Source organism: Polaribacter porphyrae (genome assembly GCF_002954685.1).
GTDB classification, from domain to species: Bacteria; Bacteroidota; Bacteroidia; order Flavobacteriales; family Flavobacteriaceae; genus Polaribacter; species Polaribacter porphyrae.
Window position 1 is genome coordinate 957,646 of record NZ_MSCN01000001.1, and the last position, 18,920, is coordinate 976,565.

At 28.1% G+C, this 18,920-nt stretch carries 14 protein-coding genes; 6 read left to right on the forward strand and 8 right to left on the reverse strand.

The window, feature by feature from the left end:
• Positions 1-39 precede the first annotated feature (39 nt).
• From BTO18_RS04410 to BTO18_RS04420, 3 genes are read right to left on the reverse strand one after another with little or no spacing between them, the layout of a single operon-like run.
• On the reverse strand, positions 40-1,356 hold the full coding sequence (locus BTO18_RS04410) for a 4Fe-4S dicluster domain-containing protein (RefSeq protein ID WP_105015067.1): 1,317 nt from the start codon (positions 1,354-1,356) through the stop codon (positions 40-42).
• Positions 1,357-1,379: 23 nt separating this feature from the next.
• On the reverse strand, positions 1,380-2,348 hold the full coding sequence (locus BTO18_RS04415) for an MlaD family protein (RefSeq protein WP_105015068.1): 969 nt from the start codon (positions 2,346-2,348) through the stop codon (positions 1,380-1,382).
• A gap of 54 nt (positions 2,349-2,402) precedes the next feature.
• Positions 2,403-3,491: an N-acetylmuramoyl-L-alanine amidase family protein gene (locus BTO18_RS04420; protein WP_105015069.1), complete on the reverse strand. Its 1,089-nt coding sequence runs from the start codon at positions 3,489-3,491 to the stop codon at positions 2,403-2,405.
• Between the two features lie 92 nt (positions 3,492-3,583).
• Between BTO18_RS04420 and BTO18_RS04425 the strand changes: the two genes are divergently transcribed.
• The 3 genes from BTO18_RS04425 to BTO18_RS04435 are packed head-to-tail and all read left to right on the forward strand — an operon-like array spanning position 3,584 to position 7,132.
• Positions 3,584-6,280, forward strand: coding sequence for a putative LPS assembly protein LptD (locus tag BTO18_RS04425; protein ID WP_211295564.1), 2,697 nt, complete (start codon positions 3,584-3,586; stop codon positions 6,278-6,280).
• Positions 6,281-6,324: 44 nt separating this feature from the next.
• Positions 6,325-6,750, forward strand: coding sequence for a hypothetical protein (locus tag BTO18_RS04430; protein WP_146106879.1), 426 nt, complete (start codon positions 6,325-6,327; stop codon positions 6,748-6,750).
• A 1-nt stretch (position 6,751) separates the two neighbouring features.
• Complete coding sequence (locus tag BTO18_RS04435; RefSeq protein ID WP_105015071.1) at positions 6,752-7,132, forward strand: RidA family protein; 381 nt, start codon at positions 6,752-6,754, stop codon at positions 7,130-7,132.
• A 78-nt stretch (positions 7,133-7,210) separates the two neighbouring features.
• Here BTO18_RS04435 and gap read toward each other — a convergent pair whose 3' ends face one another.
• The 3 genes from gap to BTO18_RS04450 form a co-directional block, all read right to left on the reverse strand.
• The gene (gap, locus tag BTO18_RS04440; protein WP_105015072.1) at positions 7,211-8,209 is read right to left on the reverse strand and encodes a type I glyceraldehyde-3-phosphate dehydrogenase; all 999 of its coding nucleotides are present in this window, start codon (positions 8,207-8,209) and stop codon (positions 7,211-7,213) included.
• Positions 8,210-8,229: 20 nt separating this feature from the next.
• A complete protein-coding gene (gene pfkA / locus BTO18_RS04445; protein ID WP_105015073.1) occupies positions 8,230-9,213 on the reverse strand; it encodes a 6-phosphofructokinase in 984 nt (327 codons plus the stop codon).
• Between the two features lie 153 nt (positions 9,214-9,366).
• A complete protein-coding gene (locus tag BTO18_RS04450; RefSeq protein ID WP_226789002.1) occupies positions 9,367-13,767 on the reverse strand; it encodes a translocation/assembly module TamB domain-containing protein in 4,401 nt (1,466 codons plus the stop codon).
• A gap of 218 nt (positions 13,768-13,985) precedes the next feature.
• Between BTO18_RS04450 and tsaD the strand changes: the two genes are divergently transcribed.
• Genes tsaD through BTO18_RS04465 form a run of 3 tightly spaced genes read left to right on the forward strand, consistent with a single transcriptional unit; the run spans position 13,986 to position 17,726 of the window.
• Positions 13,986-15,008: a tRNA (adenosine(37)-N6)-threonylcarbamoyltransferase complex transferase subunit TsaD gene (gene tsaD, locus BTO18_RS04455; protein WP_105015075.1), complete on the forward strand. Its 1,023-nt coding sequence runs from the start codon at positions 13,986-13,988 to the stop codon at positions 15,006-15,008.
• 5 nt (positions 15,009-15,013) lie between these two features.
• Positions 15,014-16,867: an LTA synthase family protein gene (locus tag BTO18_RS04460; RefSeq protein WP_105015076.1), complete on the forward strand. Its 1,854-nt coding sequence runs from the start codon at positions 15,014-15,016 to the stop codon at positions 16,865-16,867.
• 31 nt (positions 16,868-16,898) lie between these two features.
• Entirely contained in the window at positions 16,899-17,726 is an 828-nt protein-coding gene (locus BTO18_RS04465; protein ID WP_105015077.1) for an FkbM family methyltransferase, read from the forward strand.
• 4 nt (positions 17,727-17,730) lie between these two features.
• Here the strand turns inward: BTO18_RS04465 and BTO18_RS04470 are convergent, their stop codons facing one another.
• Both BTO18_RS04470 and BTO18_RS04475 read right to left on the reverse strand, forming a co-directional pair.
• Entirely contained in the window at positions 17,731-18,183 is a 453-nt protein-coding gene (locus BTO18_RS04470) for a DUF1569 domain-containing protein (protein WP_105015078.1), read from the reverse strand.
• On the reverse strand, positions 18,183-18,854 hold the full coding sequence (locus BTO18_RS04475; protein WP_105015079.1) for a DUF8737 domain-containing protein: 672 nt from the start codon (positions 18,852-18,854) through the stop codon (positions 18,183-18,185). The genes BTO18_RS04470 and BTO18_RS04475 overlap by 1 nt, the downstream gene beginning before the upstream one ends.
• Positions 18,855-18,920: the final 66 nt, after the last annotated feature.

Consider the following 18,920-nt stretch of genomic DNA (forward strand, 5'->3'; position numbering starts at 1 on the left):
TTACTAAAAACTGCCACTGATAAACTGTAAACTAATTTATTAATCTTCTTTTGCCCAGTTTAATCTATCTTGTTGGCTATATTGCCACATTGCACCATTGTTTTCTACATTGGTCATCATCATATTTAACTCTTGTGGTGCTGCACTTTCTTCCATTACTAAATATCTACGCATATCCATAATAATAGAAAGTGGATCTATATTTACAGGGCATTCTTCTACACAAGCATTACAACTTGTACAAGCCCAAAGTTCTTCTGTAGAAATATAATCGTTTAACAATTGTTTGCCATCATCTTTAAATTCTCCATTATTGGTATCAATATTTCTACCTACTTCTTCTAGTCTATCTCTTGTATCCATCATAATCTTACGAGGAGATAATTTTTTGCCTGTTAAGTTTGCAGGGCATGCTGAAGTACATCTACCACATTCTGTACACGTATATGCATTTAGTAATTGAACCCAATTTAAATCTTGTACATCACTTGCTCCAAATTTTTCTGGGACAGTTTCTTCTGCTCCTTCTTCTGGCATTGCATAAGGGTCTGCACTTGGATCCATCATCAATTTTACTTCATTAGTAACAGATTCTAGATTTGTAAATTGACCCTTAGGTTTTAGGTTGGCGAAATATGTATTTGGAAATGCTAATAAAATATGTAAATGTTTTGAATAGTATAAATAATTTAAAAAAACTAAAATGCCTAAAATATGAATCCACCAAGCAACTCTTTCTATTGTATGTAAGCTTTCAGTAGAAAAACCATCAAAAAGTGGTGCTATAAATTGACTAATTACATTCCCTACTCCTGCTTCTTGAAAAGGAGTGTCTGTAGCATTCATTGTTAAAAACAGAGACATTAAAATAACTTCAAAATAAAGGATATAGTTACCATCGTTTTTTGGCCAGCCTTTCATTTCAGAGCTCAAAAATCTTTTGATATTTGCTACATTTCTTCTAAACCAAAATATAATTACAGCTACTAAAACTAACACTGCTAAAACTTCAAAAGTTCCTATTAAAAATCCATAAAATGCTTCTCCTAAAAAGTCTTGAAAAACTCTATGTGTACCTAATAAACCATCTACAACGATTTCGAGAACTTCTATATTAATAATAATAAAACCTACGTAAACAATAATATGCAAAAAACCCGATAAAGGTCTTTTAACCATTTTAGATTGCCCAAGAGCAATCATTGCCATGTTTTTCCAACGCTCTTTTTTATTATTAAACCTTTCTACATCTTTGCCTAGTTTAATGTTTCTTGATAGTTTACGTATATTTCTTACAAAAAAACCAACTCCAGCAAATAAGGCTAAAGCAAAAAGGATGTTTGGTAGGTATTGCATGCTATAGGTGTTTAATTAATCTGTTAATCTTTTATAATAGCTAAACTATCTGGTAATGAAGGTTTATAAGGTTTTGGTTTTTTACCAAATAATGAAAAATGAACATACCTTTTAGGATTTAATTTTAAATCTCTCATTAACTGTTCTAATTCTTTGGTAGCAGCTTCGATATTATTGTAAAGTTTATCATCATTTAAAAGTTTACCTATTGAACCATCATTAGAGTTTAATTTTTTTGATAGTTCATTAAAATTATCTACTGCGTTTTCAGCTTTTTTTACAATTGAATTTACGTTAACCATGGTTAAACTATCAGAAATTTTACTTAAATTTTCTGAAATATTTTTTGTGTTTAGCAGAGTAGTTTTTAGATTTTCTTGATTTTGATCAATAATATTATTTGTTAATTTAACAGTTTGTTTTAGGTCTCTAATAATTTCTCCAATATTAGATACAGAGCTATTAATATTATTTACAGTTTCATTATTCAATATTTTATTAATACCACTAAATAGTGTATCTGCTTTTACAATTACTTGTTCTATTTTTGTTTGTAAAGGGTCTAACCTTTCACCTATTGAAGTAAATAGACTCTCTTCCATCTCACCTTTAAGCATATCTCCAGAAACTGCCAAATCACCCTCGTAATCTGGTATTATAGCCAAGTTAGAACCTGCTAACGGATTTGGAGAATATATTCTTACAATACTATTTTTTGAGAATTGAAAGTCATTTTCAACAGCAAAAGTAACTATTAAATGACCTCTTGTTTCTTCTCGTTCATCAAATACAATCTCTTTAACTTGGCCAACTTTTAAACCATTTAAAGTTACAGTACTAGCTCTATTTAAACCTCCAATTTTCTTATATTCGACTTTAAATTCCCTTGCTTTTCCATCAAGTAAATCATGGCCTTTAAGAAAATTAAAACCCCAAATAAAAGCAGTAATGATTAAAATAACAATAATACCTGTTTTTAATTCTTTTGACATGAGTAGTAATTTAATAACAATATTACTAATAATTTTTGTGAGATGCTATCAAAATTAAGTCATTTTTTTACTTCTTTTAATGATACTTTTTTTACCATTTTTAAAAGCTACCATAAAAGCTGATTTGTAGCCTTTATGTTTGGCTTCTTTTAAAGATTTTTTAGCAGATTTATATTTAGAAGTAACACCATAATAATATTTGTAATAACTTCCAATTTTTACTCTCTTAACGTTTTTTAAACCTTTAAAATTATATGACTTTAAAGGTATTTTGTTTTTGCCTGAAGCTATCTGAATTTTGAATTCAACTGTATCAGAAACTACATCTTCAACCTTATCATCAACAGTATTTAACTTTTGATTATTAACATATTTTTTTATAGCATCTGCAATAGCTTTTGCCATTTGTTTTTGCCCTTTTTTTGAGTTTAGATATTTACCCTCTCTTTTATTTGTTAAAAAGCCTAATTCTACCAAAACACTTGGCATTATTGTTTCTCTTAATACTTGAAAATTATCTTGTTTTACCTTTCTATTATGTCTTTTTAGTTTTGTAGTAAAATTATTTTGAATTAAACTTGCTATTTCTAAACTCTTATCTAAATTCTCTTCTTGTAAAAGTGATAAACCAATTACAGATTCTGCAGAATTTGAATCAAATCCTTTATACCTTTTTTCATAATTATCTTCTAACAGAATAGAAGCATTTTCTCTTTTTGCAATTTCTAAATTTTTTTTATTACCTCTTAAACCTAAAACGAAAGTTCCTGCTCCATATGCATTTGACGTATGAGAATCGCAATGAATAGATACAAATAAGTCTGCTTTTGCATTATTGGCTATTTCTCCTCTTTTCCATAACTCTGGATAAACGTCTGTCTCTCTAGTAAAAATAACTTTTATATCTTTTCGTGTTTTTAATTCTTTACCTACAAGAAGTGCTACTTTTAGAGCGATATTTTTTTCTTTAAATCCATTACCTAAATTACCAGGATCTTTACCTCCATGACCTGCATCTAAAACTATTGTATATTTTTTTTGGGCTATAATTTTTGATGAATAAAATGTAAGTCCTAATAAAAAGCCTAGAAAAATTAAGCTTTTTAATTTGGTATTAAATTTGTTGTTTTCTACGATAATCATCAATAAAATTTAACTAATTTTGGCAACATAAATTTGTTGTTTCAAATATTGAGCCATACATTTACTTACATACAAAAATAGTGTTTATAGCATTGCAATCAAATCAATCATACATTCTTTTATTTTGCTGTTTCTTTTTTATAAAGTTAGGTTTTGGGCAAGACATAAAGTCTAATAAAAAAATTATTATTCCTAAAATAAAAAAAGATACACTATATCCAAAAAAAACAGATAGTTTAAAGTTTATAAAAAAGGATAGTGTACTTCTAAAAACAAAAGATACAATAGTAAATGACAGCATTAAACCTAAAGAAGTTATAGATGATATTATTACGCATGTTGCCAAAGACTACACTATACAAGATGCAAAAAACAAAACTGTAACTTTATATAATGAAGCCAATATTGTCTATACTGATATTGATTTAAAAGCGGGTATCATTATTATTGATTATAAGAAAAATACGCTATTTGCGAAAGGAATAAAAGATAGTACTGGCTATACTCAAAGACCGGTTTTTAAACAAGGTGGGCAAGAATCTGAACAAGATTCTATACAATACAATTTTAAGAGTAAAAGAGCTTTGATTTATGGTTTAAAAACCAAACAAGGGGAAATGTTTACTTATGGTGATAAAACCAAAAGAGTAAATGATTCTACTATTTATATTCGTAAAATTAAATTTACAACATCAGATAAAGAAATACCTGATTATTACATACGCACAGATAAGGCAAAATTAGTACCAGGTAAAAAAATCATCGTTGGTTTAAGTAATTTGGTATTGGCAGATGTACCAACTCCACTTTTTCTTCCTTTTGCTTATTTTCCTATGAGTGAAACCAGTATATCTGGTTTTTTAATTCCTGCTTTTGATACTGGTAGTACAAGTAGAGGAATTGGTTTTCAAAATGGTGGTTACTATTTTGCTATAAATGATTATGTTGATTTGGCTGTGCAAGGTGATGCTTATTCTAATGGAAGCTGGGGTGTACGATTTAACTCAAACTACAATAAGCGTTATCGATTTAGTGGTACTTTTAATTTAAATTTTGAGAATATTATTAATGATATTAGAGGTTTTGATGATTTTAGTAAATCTGTAAATTATAATATTAGATGGTCACACAATCAAGATTCAAAAGCAAGTCCTAACTCACGATTTACTGCTTCTGTAAATTTAGGAAGTAGTCAGTTTTTTAGGCAATCTTTAAATCAATTTAATGTTGCTCAAACTCAAAATAATACTTTTAATTCATCTATAAATTATAGTAAAACTTTTGTTGGTACGCCTTTTAATATGGCTGTTACAGCAACACATCAACAAAATTCAAATACAGAAAGTATTACAATGACTTTGCCTTCGTTAACACTAAATATGAACAGAGTTTTTCCTTTTGCAGGTAAAAATGGTGTTAAGAAAAACCCTATTCAGAAATTAGGATTTAACTACAATATGCAAGGACAATACTTAATCAATACTACAGATGAAGAGTTTTTTACCAGTAAAATGTTTGAAACTGCAAGATCTGGTGTACAGCATAGAACAAGTACAAATACTAATATAAAAGCATTTAAATATTTCACTTTATCACCAAGTGCTAATTATGAAGAAACTTGGCAATTTGATTATATTCAAAAAGAGTATGACCCAACAGTAAATGAAGTAGTAACTGATACTTTAAGAGGATTTAAAACCTACAGAGAATATAATGTTGGATTGAGTTTATCTACAAATATTTATGGTACTTTTAACTTTAAAAAAGGACGATTAAAAGCTATAAGACATACTATTAGACCTTCTATTTCTTATTCTTATAGACCAGATTTTAAAGATAAATACATAAGACAAGTACAACAAAGTTCTGATCCTTTAGATTTACAAGAATACACCATTTTTGATCAAGGTATTTATGGCTCTCCTTCAGGAGGGATAAGCAATTCTATAGGAATAACATTAAATAATGTTCTAGAAGCCAAGGTCGCCCCAAAAGATCCTGATAGTGATGAAGAAGATGAAAAGATAATGCTATTAAACAACCTTAACTTTAGTACTTCCTACAATATTGCTGCAGATAGCTTACGGTGGTCTAACGTTTCTTTTAATGCTGGTACAAGATTATTTAAAGATAAGTTAGCATTAAATTTTAATGGTTCTCTAGATCCTTATCAAGTTGTTGAAGTAAATGGTAGTGCTGTTAGAATTAATAAATTTAATGCAGGTATTTTAAGGCTTACAAGTGCGAATATGACCGCTAATTATTCTATTTCTAGTCGAGATTTTGAAAAGAATGATAAAAAAGATGATGATAAAAACAAGAGTGGAAATGGTGCTAATAATCCACCAGATACAATGGGTGCTAACATAAATCCTACTGGTAGGTTAGGAATGCAAAATAAAACTACAAGTAATCAAAATAAAACTACTAAAACAGATTTGTATAGAGCCAAAGTACCTTGGTCTTTAAACCTTGTCTATTCTGCTAATTACACAAATAATGGTTTAGAACCAGGTAAAATTGGAGTACATACTGTTGGTTTTAGTGGAAACATTGAATTATCACCAAAATGGAAAATCGGATATTCTTCTGGTTATGATATTAAAGGAGGTGCTTTTTCTTTCTCACGTTTTAATTTTACTAGAGATTTAGACAGTTGGCAGTTTAATTTTAATTGGGTTCCTTTTGGTACAAACTCTTCGTATACATTTTTTATTGGTGTAAAATCTTCTACACTTGCTGATTTAAAATGGGATAAAAACAAACCACCAGATAGAGTACTTTTTTAATGGGTTTTATAGTTTTTATACTTACAAGTTTATTTAGTTTTTTTATGATTTATAAAGCTATATCTGTTTTAGATAAAGTCAATATTATAAAGAAGAGGGGGATAAGAAAGCGTGGTAAAGTTTTAAAAATAAGAAAAGAAGTAAATTCTTACTATGATGAAGATGGGGGAACTTCTATACTTTACTATTATACTGTTAGTTTTAAAACAAATAGAGGTAAATTAATTGAAAAAGAGATTGAATTTGGTGTTAAAAAGAAACCAAATAGAAACCCTCCATTTGATGTGGATATAATTTATTTTGAAGATGAAAAAAATAATCTTAATGTAATTCTAGAAAATAATAAGAGTACTATTTTTGATGGATTTTTTTTATTATTTGTTGGTATTTTCTTTCTTTGCATATTGATATATAATTACGATGGAGAATTAGATATCATTATTAGTTTTATAAAAAATTTAATCAAATAATATGAAAAAAATAATTTCAACTAAAAATGCACCAGCTCCTATTGGTCCTTATAGCCAAGCTGTTTTAACAGGTAATACGTTATATACTTCAGGACAAATTGCAATACATCCTGAAAGTGGAGAAATTGTTAAAGGCTCTATTAAAGAAGAAACCAAGCAAGTAATGGAAAATTTAAAAGCAGTACTTACTGCTGCAGAAATGACTTTTGATGACGTTGTAAAAACATCAATTTTTATTTCTGATATGAATAATTTTTCTGCTATTAACAGTATTTATTCAACTTATTTTGATGATGATACAGCACCAGCAAGAGAAACTGTTGAAGTTGCTAATCTTCCTAAATTTGTTAATGTAGAGATTAGTATGATTGCAGTAAAATAACTATAGACCTTTAGCTAAACAAAAAACCTGAAAGAAATTTCATTCTATCAGGTTTTTTTAATTATGTTTATTAAGCTCTTATAAAGAAGCAGCGTACTCTACTAAATCTACTAATTTAGTTGAATATCCCATTTCATTATCATACCAAGAAACAACTTTTACAAAGTTATCATTTAAAGCAATACCTGCATTTGCATCAAAAATTGACGTTCTAGTATCTCCTACAAAGTCTTGTGAAACTAATAGTTCTTCTGTATAACCTACAACACCTTTCATGTCTTCACTTTCAGAAGCGGCTTTCATTGCAGCTTTAATATCTTCATAAGAAGCAGCTTTGTCTAATCTTACAGTTAAATCTACAACAGAAACATCCATAGTAGGTACTCTAAAAGCCATACCTGTTAACTTACCATTTAATTCTGGAATTACTTTACCTACAGCTTTTGCAGCACCTGTAGATGAAGGAATAATGTTATGAATTGCAGCTCTACCACCTCTCCAATCTTTAGAAGAAGGTCCATCAACTGTTTTTTGAGTTGCAGTTGTTGCGTGTACTGTTGTCATTAAACCTTCTACAATACCAAAGTTATCATTTAAAACTTTAGCTAAAGGAGCTAAACAGTTTGTAGTACAAGATGCATTAGAAAATATATTTTGATCTGCAGTTAATTCTTTATTATTAACTCCCATAACAAACATTGGTGCATCTGGTGAAGGAGCAGAAATAGCTACTTTTTTTGCACCACCAATAATGTGCTTATTAGCCATATTTAATGTTTTGAAGATACCTGTACATTCTAAAACAAAATCAGCATCAACTTCATCCCATTTTAAATCTTCTGGGTTTCTTTCAGCAGTAATTCTAACTTCGTTTCCGTTTACGATTAATTTACCATCTTTTACATCTACAGTTCCATCAAACTCACCATGAACAGAATCGTATTTTAACATATATGCTAAATAGTCTACATCTAATAAATCGTTAATAGCTACAACTTGTACATTATCTCTTAATACTGTTTGTCTGAAAGCTAATCTTCCAATTCTACCAAATCCGTTAATTCCTACTTTTATCATTTTTATATTTATTTTATTGTTTAAACAGACATTATATCTGATACTCTAATTAATTCTTTATTTATTTTTGATTGTCCTTTAATAGCTTTCTGAAGTGGTGTTACAGCAATTTTATCATTAATTAAACCAACCATTAAGTTAGATTTACCATCACGTAAATTTTCTACAGCAGTAACTCCCATTCTGCTTGCAAGAACTCTATCAAAACAAGAAGGAGAACCTCCTCTTTGCATGTGTCCTAAAACAGAAACACGAACATCATATTCTGGCATGTGTTCGTTTACATAATCTTTTAGTTCAAAAACATTTTTACCAGTTTTATCTCCTTCAGCAACAACTACAATACTTGATGATTTACCAGATTCTTTACTTCTGTTTAGAGAATCTACCAAACGTTCTAAACCTAAATCTTCTTCTGGAATTAAAATTTCTTCTGCTCCTGCTCCAACACCAGCATTTAGAGCAATATGACCTACATCTCTACCCATTACTTCTATAAAAAATAATCGATTGTGAGAAGAGGCTGTATCTCTAATTTTATCAATAACTTCTACAACAGTATTTAAAGTTGTATCATACCCTAAAGTATGTGAAGTACCTGCAATGTCATTATCAATAGTTCCTGGAATACCAATTATTGGAAAGTTATATTCTTTGTTAAAAACCAAAGCTCCAGTAAAAGTTCCATCTCCGCCAATTGTTACAAGTGCATCTATATTTGCATCTGTTAAAGCTTTGTATGCTTTTGCTCTACCTTCTTTGGTCATAAATTCTTTAGAACGTGCAGACTTTAAAAAAGTACCTCCTTTATTGATAATACCTTTTACGCTTCTTGCATTGAGATCTATAAAATCTCCTTCAATCATACCTTGATAACCTCTGTAAATACCTGCACATTCTATTTTATAAAAAGCACAAGTTCTAACAACAGATCTTATTGCTGCATTCATACCTGGTGAATCTCCACCAGAAGTCATGACCCCTATTTTTTTGATTTTCTTCATATTTAAAACTATGTAAAATTAGTCCTTTTTAACCATTAATTATAAAAAAACTACGAAAACGATTTAGGCATTATTATGATACTATATGTAAAAAATGCTCTTAAAAAATGCTAATTAATATTTCTATAATCTCTTTATAAAGCTATAATAAAATTAATTTCCTTCAAAATTTATTAATGCTTTGTGTTGAGGTTTTAAAGTGTCTTTTTTTATTTTTTTTACAACTTTCTTTTTCTGTTTTTTCTTTAAACCCATTTTTCTTAATAATTCTGATAATGTATTAAAATTAACTTGATATGATAAACCCACACCTTGTGTATAACCTTCTTCTTGTTGCGAATATTGAATTTCATTTTGACGGTTAAATATAACTCCTCTAAAGTTACCTTCTTCATTTAATAAAACTTCAACTTTTACCTCACCTACTACACTCGATTGTGTTTGCGCACCAACTGGCACTCCTACTTTACCATTAATAATAACTCTATCGCTTACTTGTGTACTTACTGAAACATCAAATTGATTATCAATATTTAACCTATCTATATTATTACCATTAACTCCTTGTTGATAATCTAGCCCTAATTGAAATTTACTATCTGGGCTATTTAAGAGGTTAGAAAAGGCAGTAGCAATAGCACTTGAAGCTGTGCCTGTTAGTGTATTATTAACATCAAAATTTACTTTGTCTGGGTTTCTAAATGTACCAAATGCTAGTAGAGAAATAAATTGTGTTGTTTTTTCATTGATATTATTATCATTTAAAACAAATTCTAGCTCACTTGCAATTGTTGGATCTACATTTGTTAATTGTATATCTAATTCTTGTTTTGAGTTGAATAAATCTCCTGAAATTTTAGTTACCAAATCTATTTCTTCTCTTCTATTGGAATTATAATTAGTAAGTAAAACACCTGGGTTTGCTTTTGCTTTATAAACAGCTGATACATTTAAATCAGCTTTATATGGGTTTCCACTCCAAGAAACTGAACCTCCTTTTTGTATAACAAAAGGTTTATTTATTATACCTCCATATTTAAAATCATAAACTCCTGTATCTATGGTATAATCACCAAACATTTTAAACTTACCTCTAGTGTTTATTCTAATTTGTAAATCTCCTGCTCCTCTTCCTGTTAATTGACTACCATTTACTTCATCAATTACTACTTGGGCTTTTGCATCTTTTGTAACTTCTAAATCTATATTTAATGATAAACCTTCTATCTCTTCTTGAGCGATTTCTCTTTGTCTATCTTCAATTTCTACTTTATCAGATTTAAAATGAATTAAACGATAACTATCAACAGTTTCAACATCTTTTAAGGGTACTACAAAAATTGTATTGGGATTGGTTATGGCATTTACATCTATTGTTAACTTGTCTGTTAAACCACTTATACTAGCTTTGCCATCCATAAAAGCAGTACCATAATACAGAGATTCTTCAGTGTTTTCTGTATCTAAAACCAATAAATTTTTAGTATTTATTTCTAAATTTAAAAACCATTGTTCTAGATTTCTATGGGTGATATCTCCAAACAATGTACCTCTAGTATTGTATTTTGTATCGAGTAATTTAATATTTTCTAGAATAAATGATTGTTGTGCAAGTGTTATTGTTGATTCGCCCTCAAAATCAAAATCTATATTTAAATATGGGAATTTTAATCCTGCATTATTAAGACGAAGAGTACCTTCCATTTCTGGATTTCTTAAAAAACCTCTTAAATTAAAGTCACCTGAAACACTACCTCTTAAAGAAGAAATAACATCTTTACCTAAAGGGCTAAAGGCTTCTAAAGCATAATCTTCTAGAAAAACTTCTAAATCTATTAAAGGTCTATTACCTGAAAAATCAATAGCTCCTCTTGCAGCAATACTTTTTACTTTTTCTTTATTGATGGATAAATCTACATTATAATTTTCATAAGAATTATTTCCTATTACATTTATAGATAAATCTCCTTGACTAAAATTATTAACTTGAAAATCTTTAATTTCTAAAATAGCTTCTGGTTTGTAGGTGCTATTTTTTTGTTCAAAATCTAAATTACCAGAAACCTTACCCTTTAATGCTAAACTATCTATTACTGGTAAAAAACTTTGAAGTTTTACTTTGGTAAAATCTGCATTTAATTTTTTTTCTGTTTCTCCTTTTAAACTTCCAGAAAATTCAATTTTTTGCTCTCCTGAAACTACTTTAAATTTACTAAATTTGAATTCATCTTCTTTTAAATCAAAAGTAATTTTATCTGTATTTTCAGCATCAGGATTTATATTCCAAACATTTTCTTTGAATATAAATCTTGATTTTTCAAAACCTACAACAGACTTTTTATCATTATTTATGGTATAGAAAAAATCTAAATTAAATTCTTCATTATCTATAGGACCTCCTTTAAATTCTGACTTAAAGAAAAGCGTATCGTTTTCTGTTCTATTTAGCACATTTAATTTAGAAACATTATAATACTTTGTATTTACTTCAGATGCTGTTAAATGTGAATTATATAAAGGGTTTTGGTTATCTGTCCGCAATAAAATATTCTTAACTTCATTACCATAAACATCAATTTTAGGCGATGAGAACGTAAGTTTTAATTGATTTTTATTCGATTTTATTTTACCTTTTATTTTTGTGTTATTATCTATAAATATTTCTGGATAAAAGACATTAACAACTTGGTTATATACTGTAAAATCAAAATCTAAAAATTGATTTGGTGCTACTTTATAAGGTTGATAATTGGTATAAATACTACCTAATGCATTTTGAGCAACTTTTGGTAATTCTGAAAATGTAAATTTACCTTTAACGTAACCATTTGCTATATCTTTAGAAGTTACTTCTATACTTTTTATACTATCTTTTATAGACGAAGAAACGTTAAATTCTTTAAATTGAAACTCTTGTTTTTGATTTGTATAAAATACATCTTTAAAAGTAGCTTTACCAACAATATCATCTAATGTATTACCTTCAAGGTCTAGTTCTATGCTTCCTTTTAATTTTGCAATACTATCCCTTACAAAAAGGTTTGTTTCTTTTAAATCTAAATACTCAATATCCGATTTAAAATCAAACTTATGTACTTCTGAAGATAAGTCTGCTAAACCATTAAATTTCATTTTAAAATATTCATCATCAATAACTAAATCTCCATCAAACTTGTTGTTTTGATATTGACCATTAGCAGAAATATTCTTATAACTATACTCATTAAATTCAATTTCTGATACCTTACCAATAAATGAAGTATTAATATTTTCTAGTTTAAAACCACTACCATTTACATCACCTTTTAGAGAAATTACACCAAACAGAGGGTCATTAAAAAATACTCCAATATTAAATTTATCTAATTCAATTTCTCCATTATAAGTCGCAAAGTCAATATCATCTACATCTGTAATTCGTAAATCTGTAATTGCAGAACCAATTTCTGAATCAACATCTAATGTAGCTTCAATATTTTCTTCACTGGCTTTTACCTTGCCTAAAAGAGAAAACTTACCTAACTTACTAAACTCTGAAGGTATATTTTTACCTAAAACGTTAGGTAGAATATTTTTTAATTCTGCATACGTAGCTGTAAGGTTTTTTAAATCACCTTCAAAAACAAAATTTCTTTTTTTGTTAATAGTATTAATAAATGTTAAATCTCCATCAATTTTAATACCTCTTCTAGAAGATAGCTTAAAGTTATTTAAATCAAACTTATTTATTGTACCATTAAAATTTCCTTTAAAGCTAATTATATCATTACCACTTAACTCATTGTAAAAGTTTTTAATGTCTTGTACTGCAGCTCTGCTATTTAGAAAACGAGCTTTTACTTTTACTTTATTGTTAAAATCGATTAAATCTTCTCTTTTGTATAAGAAAGAAATATCAGCTTTTATGTCTGATGATTTTGTTTGGATAGTTGTATTCTTAAAATGCATTGCAGTTTTAGAATAACTAAAATCAGTAGTCAAATTTGTAACCTTTAAATCGAATATATCTTGCAAATGCAGCCCTCGTATGTTGGTAGAAAAATCAGGACCTACAATAGCTAAATCTTGTAAATTACCACCTACATTAAATGCTTCATAATTAATAGAATCTTTTTTATTGGCATCTATTAATTTATAGTGCATATTTGTAATGTATGCATTAGACGTTTTTAAAATAAAAGGATTTGATAAGGAATCACGTGGTTTACCATCATCAAAAGAATCTATGAAAACAGCCATATTATCATCTTCTTCACCCTTATAGGTTTTCATAAAGAAGTCAACATCTTCTAAATAAATACTCTTTAAGTTTATTTGATTATCTAAAACACGTTTCGCATTTAAAAGTGATGTACTTAACTTTTTTACAAAAATTAAAGTGTCTTGATGATGATCTCTTATTTCTACTCCTTTTAGTTGAACACTTCCTAAAAAAGAAAAGTCAACTTTTTTGATAGAAATATTCGTGTTAAAATCTTCATTTAGCTGGTTTGTAGCATAATTACCCAAACTAGTTTGTACAGCAGGTATTGAAAAAATAATACTTAATAGCAATAAAAAGAGTACAAAGTACCCTAACCATTTTAGTATTTTTTTTCCTATTAGTTTAATGCTGATGAAATTTTATATTTTCTACTATTACAAGCAAAAATATTGCCAATTATTACAAAGAAAGTGCAAATTTAACAAACTATTAAATTTCTAATATTAAAAAAAGGAATGATAGATAAAATAATGACTAATTTTGCAAATAATTAACTATAATTAATTAGATGAGTGAGCAAATTTATATTTTAGGAATAGAATCTTCTTGTGATGATACTAGTGCCTCTGTAATTTGTAATGGTAAAGTATTAAGTAATGTTATTGCAAACCAAGAAGTACACTCAAAATATGGTGGTGTTGTGCCAGAATTGGCTTCTAGGGCTCATCAACAAAATATTGTTCCAGTTGTGCAACAAGCGTTAGTACAGGCAAAAGTTGATAAAAAGCAGCTTTCTGCAATAGCTTTTACAAAAGGCCCTGGTTTAATGGGTTCTTTATTGGTAGGTACTTCATTTGCAAAGTCATTGGCTATGGGGTTGCAAATTCCTTTAATTGATGTCAACCACATGCAAGCCCATATTTTGGCTCATTTTATAGAGGATGACACAAAAGCACCTCCTTTTCCTTTTATTTGTTTAACCATAAGTGGTGGGCACACTCAAATTGTAAAAGTTACCAACCATTTTAAAATGGAAGTTTTAGGAGAAACAATAGATGATGCAGTTGGTGAAGCTTTTGATAAATCTGCTAAAATTTTAGGTTTACCTTATCCTGGTGGTCCTTTAATTGATAAATATGCTAAATTAGGTAATCCAAAAGCATATCCTTTTACCAAACCAAAAGTGGGCGATTTACAATTTAGTTTTAGTGGTTTAAAAACTGGAGTTTTGTATTTTATTCAAAAGCAATTAAAATTAAATCCTAATTTCATCAAAGAAAATCTAAATGATATTTGTGCTTCAATACAATATACTATTGTAGAAATATTAATGGATAAACTAAAGAATGCTGTAAAACAAACTAATATAAAGCATATAGCAATTGCTGGTGGAGTTTCTGCGAATTCAGAGATTAGAAACCATTTACAATTGGCTGAAAAGCATTTTGGTTGGTCAACTTACATTCCTAAATTTGAATACACAACAGATAATGCTGCCATGATTGCCATAACTGGGTATTTAAAATATTTAAATAAAACTTATGCTGACAATTCTGTTACTGCAAAAGCTCGTTTAAAAGTCACTGAATAGTTTATATGAAAGCTTTAAAAAATAGACTGTTATTTTGCGTTGCATATTTCCTGTTTTGGGTTATTTATTTTGTCTTTGCTCGTCTTCTTTTTTTACTATATTATTTTGATAAAACTAAAGACATAGGTATTGTAACTACTTTAAAAACATTTGTTTACGGAATACAATTAGATATCTCTTTTAGTGCATATTTATCTATTTTGCCTTTTTTGACTATTCTTATTTCAGTAGTCGTTAATGCAGATTTTATCAAAAAAGTGATAAAATGGTATACTTCCATAGTTATTATTATTATAAGTTTATTATTATTGATAGATGCTGGTCTTTATCAAGCTTGGGGTGTTAGAATAGATAACTCTCTTCTCCCCTACTTAAATAAGCCTAGCTTAATGCTAGCTTCAGTATCAACATTTCAATTAATTTCTGGTACTCTAGGTTGGATTTTCATATCATTCATATTTATTAAAATCTATCAAAAGAAAATATCAAATAAAATAAAATTAGTTAGTTCTAAAAACTGGATTGAATTTCCTGTTTTTTTAATGCTGACAGCTGCATTAATTATCCCTGTTAGAGGTGGTTTCCAAACGATTCCTGTAAATCAGAGTAATGTTTATTTTTCGAATAAGATGTTTGCTAACCATGCTGCTGTTAATTTTAGTTGGAATTTTTTCAATACGCTAAAACGTACAACAGATGGTACAAATCCTTATAGATATTTTGACGATAAAACTGCAGAAGAAATAATTAACAAAACAAGAAACAAGCTACTAAATGCTAATACTGATAGTATTTTAAGAGTTCAAAAGCCCAACATCATTTTAATTCTTTGGGAGAGTTTATCTGCAAAGGTTGTAGGTTCTTTAGGAGGAGAACAAAACGTAACTCCAAATTTAAATAGATTATCAAAAGAAGGAATATTATTTACCAACTTTTATGCTAATGGAGATAGAACAGATAAAGGGATCCCTGCCATTTTAAGTGGATATTATCCTGCACCAAGCTTAAGGATAATGAGGATGCCAAATAAATCTAGAAACTTGCCTATGCTACCAAAACAATTGGAAGAGTTGGGTTATGAAACTTCATTTTACTATGGAGGTGATTTAAATTTTGGTAATATGAATACTTATTTAAGAAGTTCTGGAATTAAAAATTTTATTGATGGTAGTGAATTTGACTCAAAAGACTGGAATTCTAAATGGGGAGCTTATGATCATATCTTTATGAAACGTTTTGCTGATGATTTAAATAAAAACAATAAAGAGCCATTTTTTAAAATTGCGTTAACCTTATCAAGCCATGAACCTTATGAGATAAAAGGAAAGTATAAGTTTGGTAAAAACAGTGAAGACAATAAGTATAGAAGTGCTCACTATTATACAGATAATGTTATTGGAAATTTTATCAATTTTGCTAAAAATCAATCTTGGTATAAAAATACATTAATTGTTATTATGTCTGATCATGGACATAGTTCCCCAAAACATGATGGTCCTTATTTTTCTCCAAAGAAATATCAAATTCCTATGTTATGGTTAGGAGGAGCTATAAAATATACTGATGTTAAAGTTGATAATTATTCAAGCCAAGTAGATTTTTCATTTACATTATTAGATATTTTGGGTGCAAAAAATGATAAATTTATTTTTGGTAAAAATATTTTTAATAATTCTAACCAACAATATGCAAATTATATATTTAGTTCAGGTTTTGGAATAGTCACAGAAAAAGGAACATATATGTATGATTTTATCAGTAAAAAATCTATATTAGACCAAGGAAATGATACAACTAAACTAGATTCTTTGGGTAAAGCAATTCTTCAAGATTCTTATCAAGATTTTTTAGAAAGATAATATTGTTAAAAAATAATTTGACTTAATTTATATGGAAAAGGATATAACATTAGAATTACATGAAAAAGTATTAATAAAATTATTTAATAGAGATAGTGCTATTACTTTTTTTGATATTGGAGCTTGTGAAGGATTAAGTTCTGTTAGATACAATTCTATTTTTCCTAACTCAAAAGCTTATGTTTTTGAACCTGTACCTAACAATTATAAAAAAATAATTAATAATATTGAGAAATTTAATCTTAAAAATGCACAAGTTTTTGAGCTAGGATTATCATCAGAAAAAGGAGAAGCAACTTTCTATGTATCTTCTGGTAATCCTAAAAATAAAGAAAAACCTTTAGACAACTCTACAAGCTTTGGTAATAAGAGTTCATCACTTTACAAGCCAAGTAAAACTAAAGAAGTACATCCTTGGTTAGAATTTAATGAAGAAATTACTATTAAAACTGATACTTTCAAAAACTTCTGTTTAGATCAAAAAATTAATACTATCGATTTTATTCACATGGATGTTCAAGGTGCAGAATTGATGGTTTTACAAGGTGCAAAAGATATGATTAACAACATCAATTCCATTTGGCTAGAAGTAGAAAAAATTGAGTTGTATGAAAACCAAGCTTTAAAGGAAGATATAGAACAGTTTTTTTCTGATAAAGACTTTATTTGCTTGTTAAATAAAGTAAATCATATAGCAGGAGATCAATTTTGGGTTAACAAAAATTATTTCGATAATCTAGATGAAAACACGAAAGATTATCTTGTTAAATTAAAAAACAGAACTCAATTAAAATCTAACTTATCTAGTTTTGTAGGTAATGCTAAACTCTCTTTAAAGCAATTATTCTCGTCTAAATAAATTATCACACCCCAAACTGTGTTAAATGATGGTCTAAATGTTTGTAAAACATGTTATTCCATTCTTGTTTATTAAGTTTCCCAAAAGAGTGAGATTCTTTACCATCAAAATGGTCTTCTCCCAATTTTTGGGTCTTATTAATAAAATCAATTAAACGTTTTTTTTCTGTTTCAAAAACCTTTTCATCAGTAATTAAAAATTGAGGAGCAGTTCTACCGTTTTTAACATATGTTTTTTCTGATGTTACAATTTTCTTAACAAAAAGCTTAAGCATAAACTTGGTAAAAGCATTTGGCTTTGGATGCTTGTCTGTATAAACCATTTCATAAGTTACGCAGCAATGTGCCAGCATTTGAGCAACAGACATTTTACCCCAATTTGGTTGTGTTTTAGAGGTTAAATTGTTAATTCTTGCTACTATTCCATTAGTAACTTCTTCTGTAAATATATTTTTCATTATGATTGTTTTTTTAGTAATATTAAAATATCTGATATGTGCGTATAAATTACTACTGGTACAATTACACCTCCTAACAATATCATTGGAAAATACGTTATTGCTTTGTTTGGGACAGTGTAACCAAATTTTTTATATAATAACTCTTGTGATAAAAATCCGTTTGATAAAATAAAAAAAATTAAAATCAATCCTAAAATATTCCATCCTAGTAATATTTTATTATCAACGCTTCTAAATTTCATCCAAATTAATAAAAAAATTGATGTAATTCCAGGAATAATGTCAAAATTCCAACCTTTAAATGTCATCTCTATTGGTAATAAATCTCTAACAGCTAGTTGAAATAATAGCAATTCAACAGGAAAACGAACAATGTGTACAGCTATACTCCACTTTAAATCTCTTTTTTCATAAAAAGATTTATTCTTACACAAATAACCTATAAATATGGCTGCTGGAATTAATACTAATGGAAAAGTAGAAAATTTATCTCCTTCTGTATATTGATAAAATCCAATAGATGCTAAAATTGAAATTAAAACTGACCAACCAAAAATTATGGGCAAAGTTGTTTTTTTTAAATTGTTAGATTTTACAAATGCAAAAATTATATATATTGTTATCAATATAAAAGCAGTAGGAATATAGACAGGTAAATCTAGCATCATTTTTTATTAAAGTTTGTTACAAAAATAATTCAGCTAGGCTAAACTATTCTTGCCTAATGACAAGAT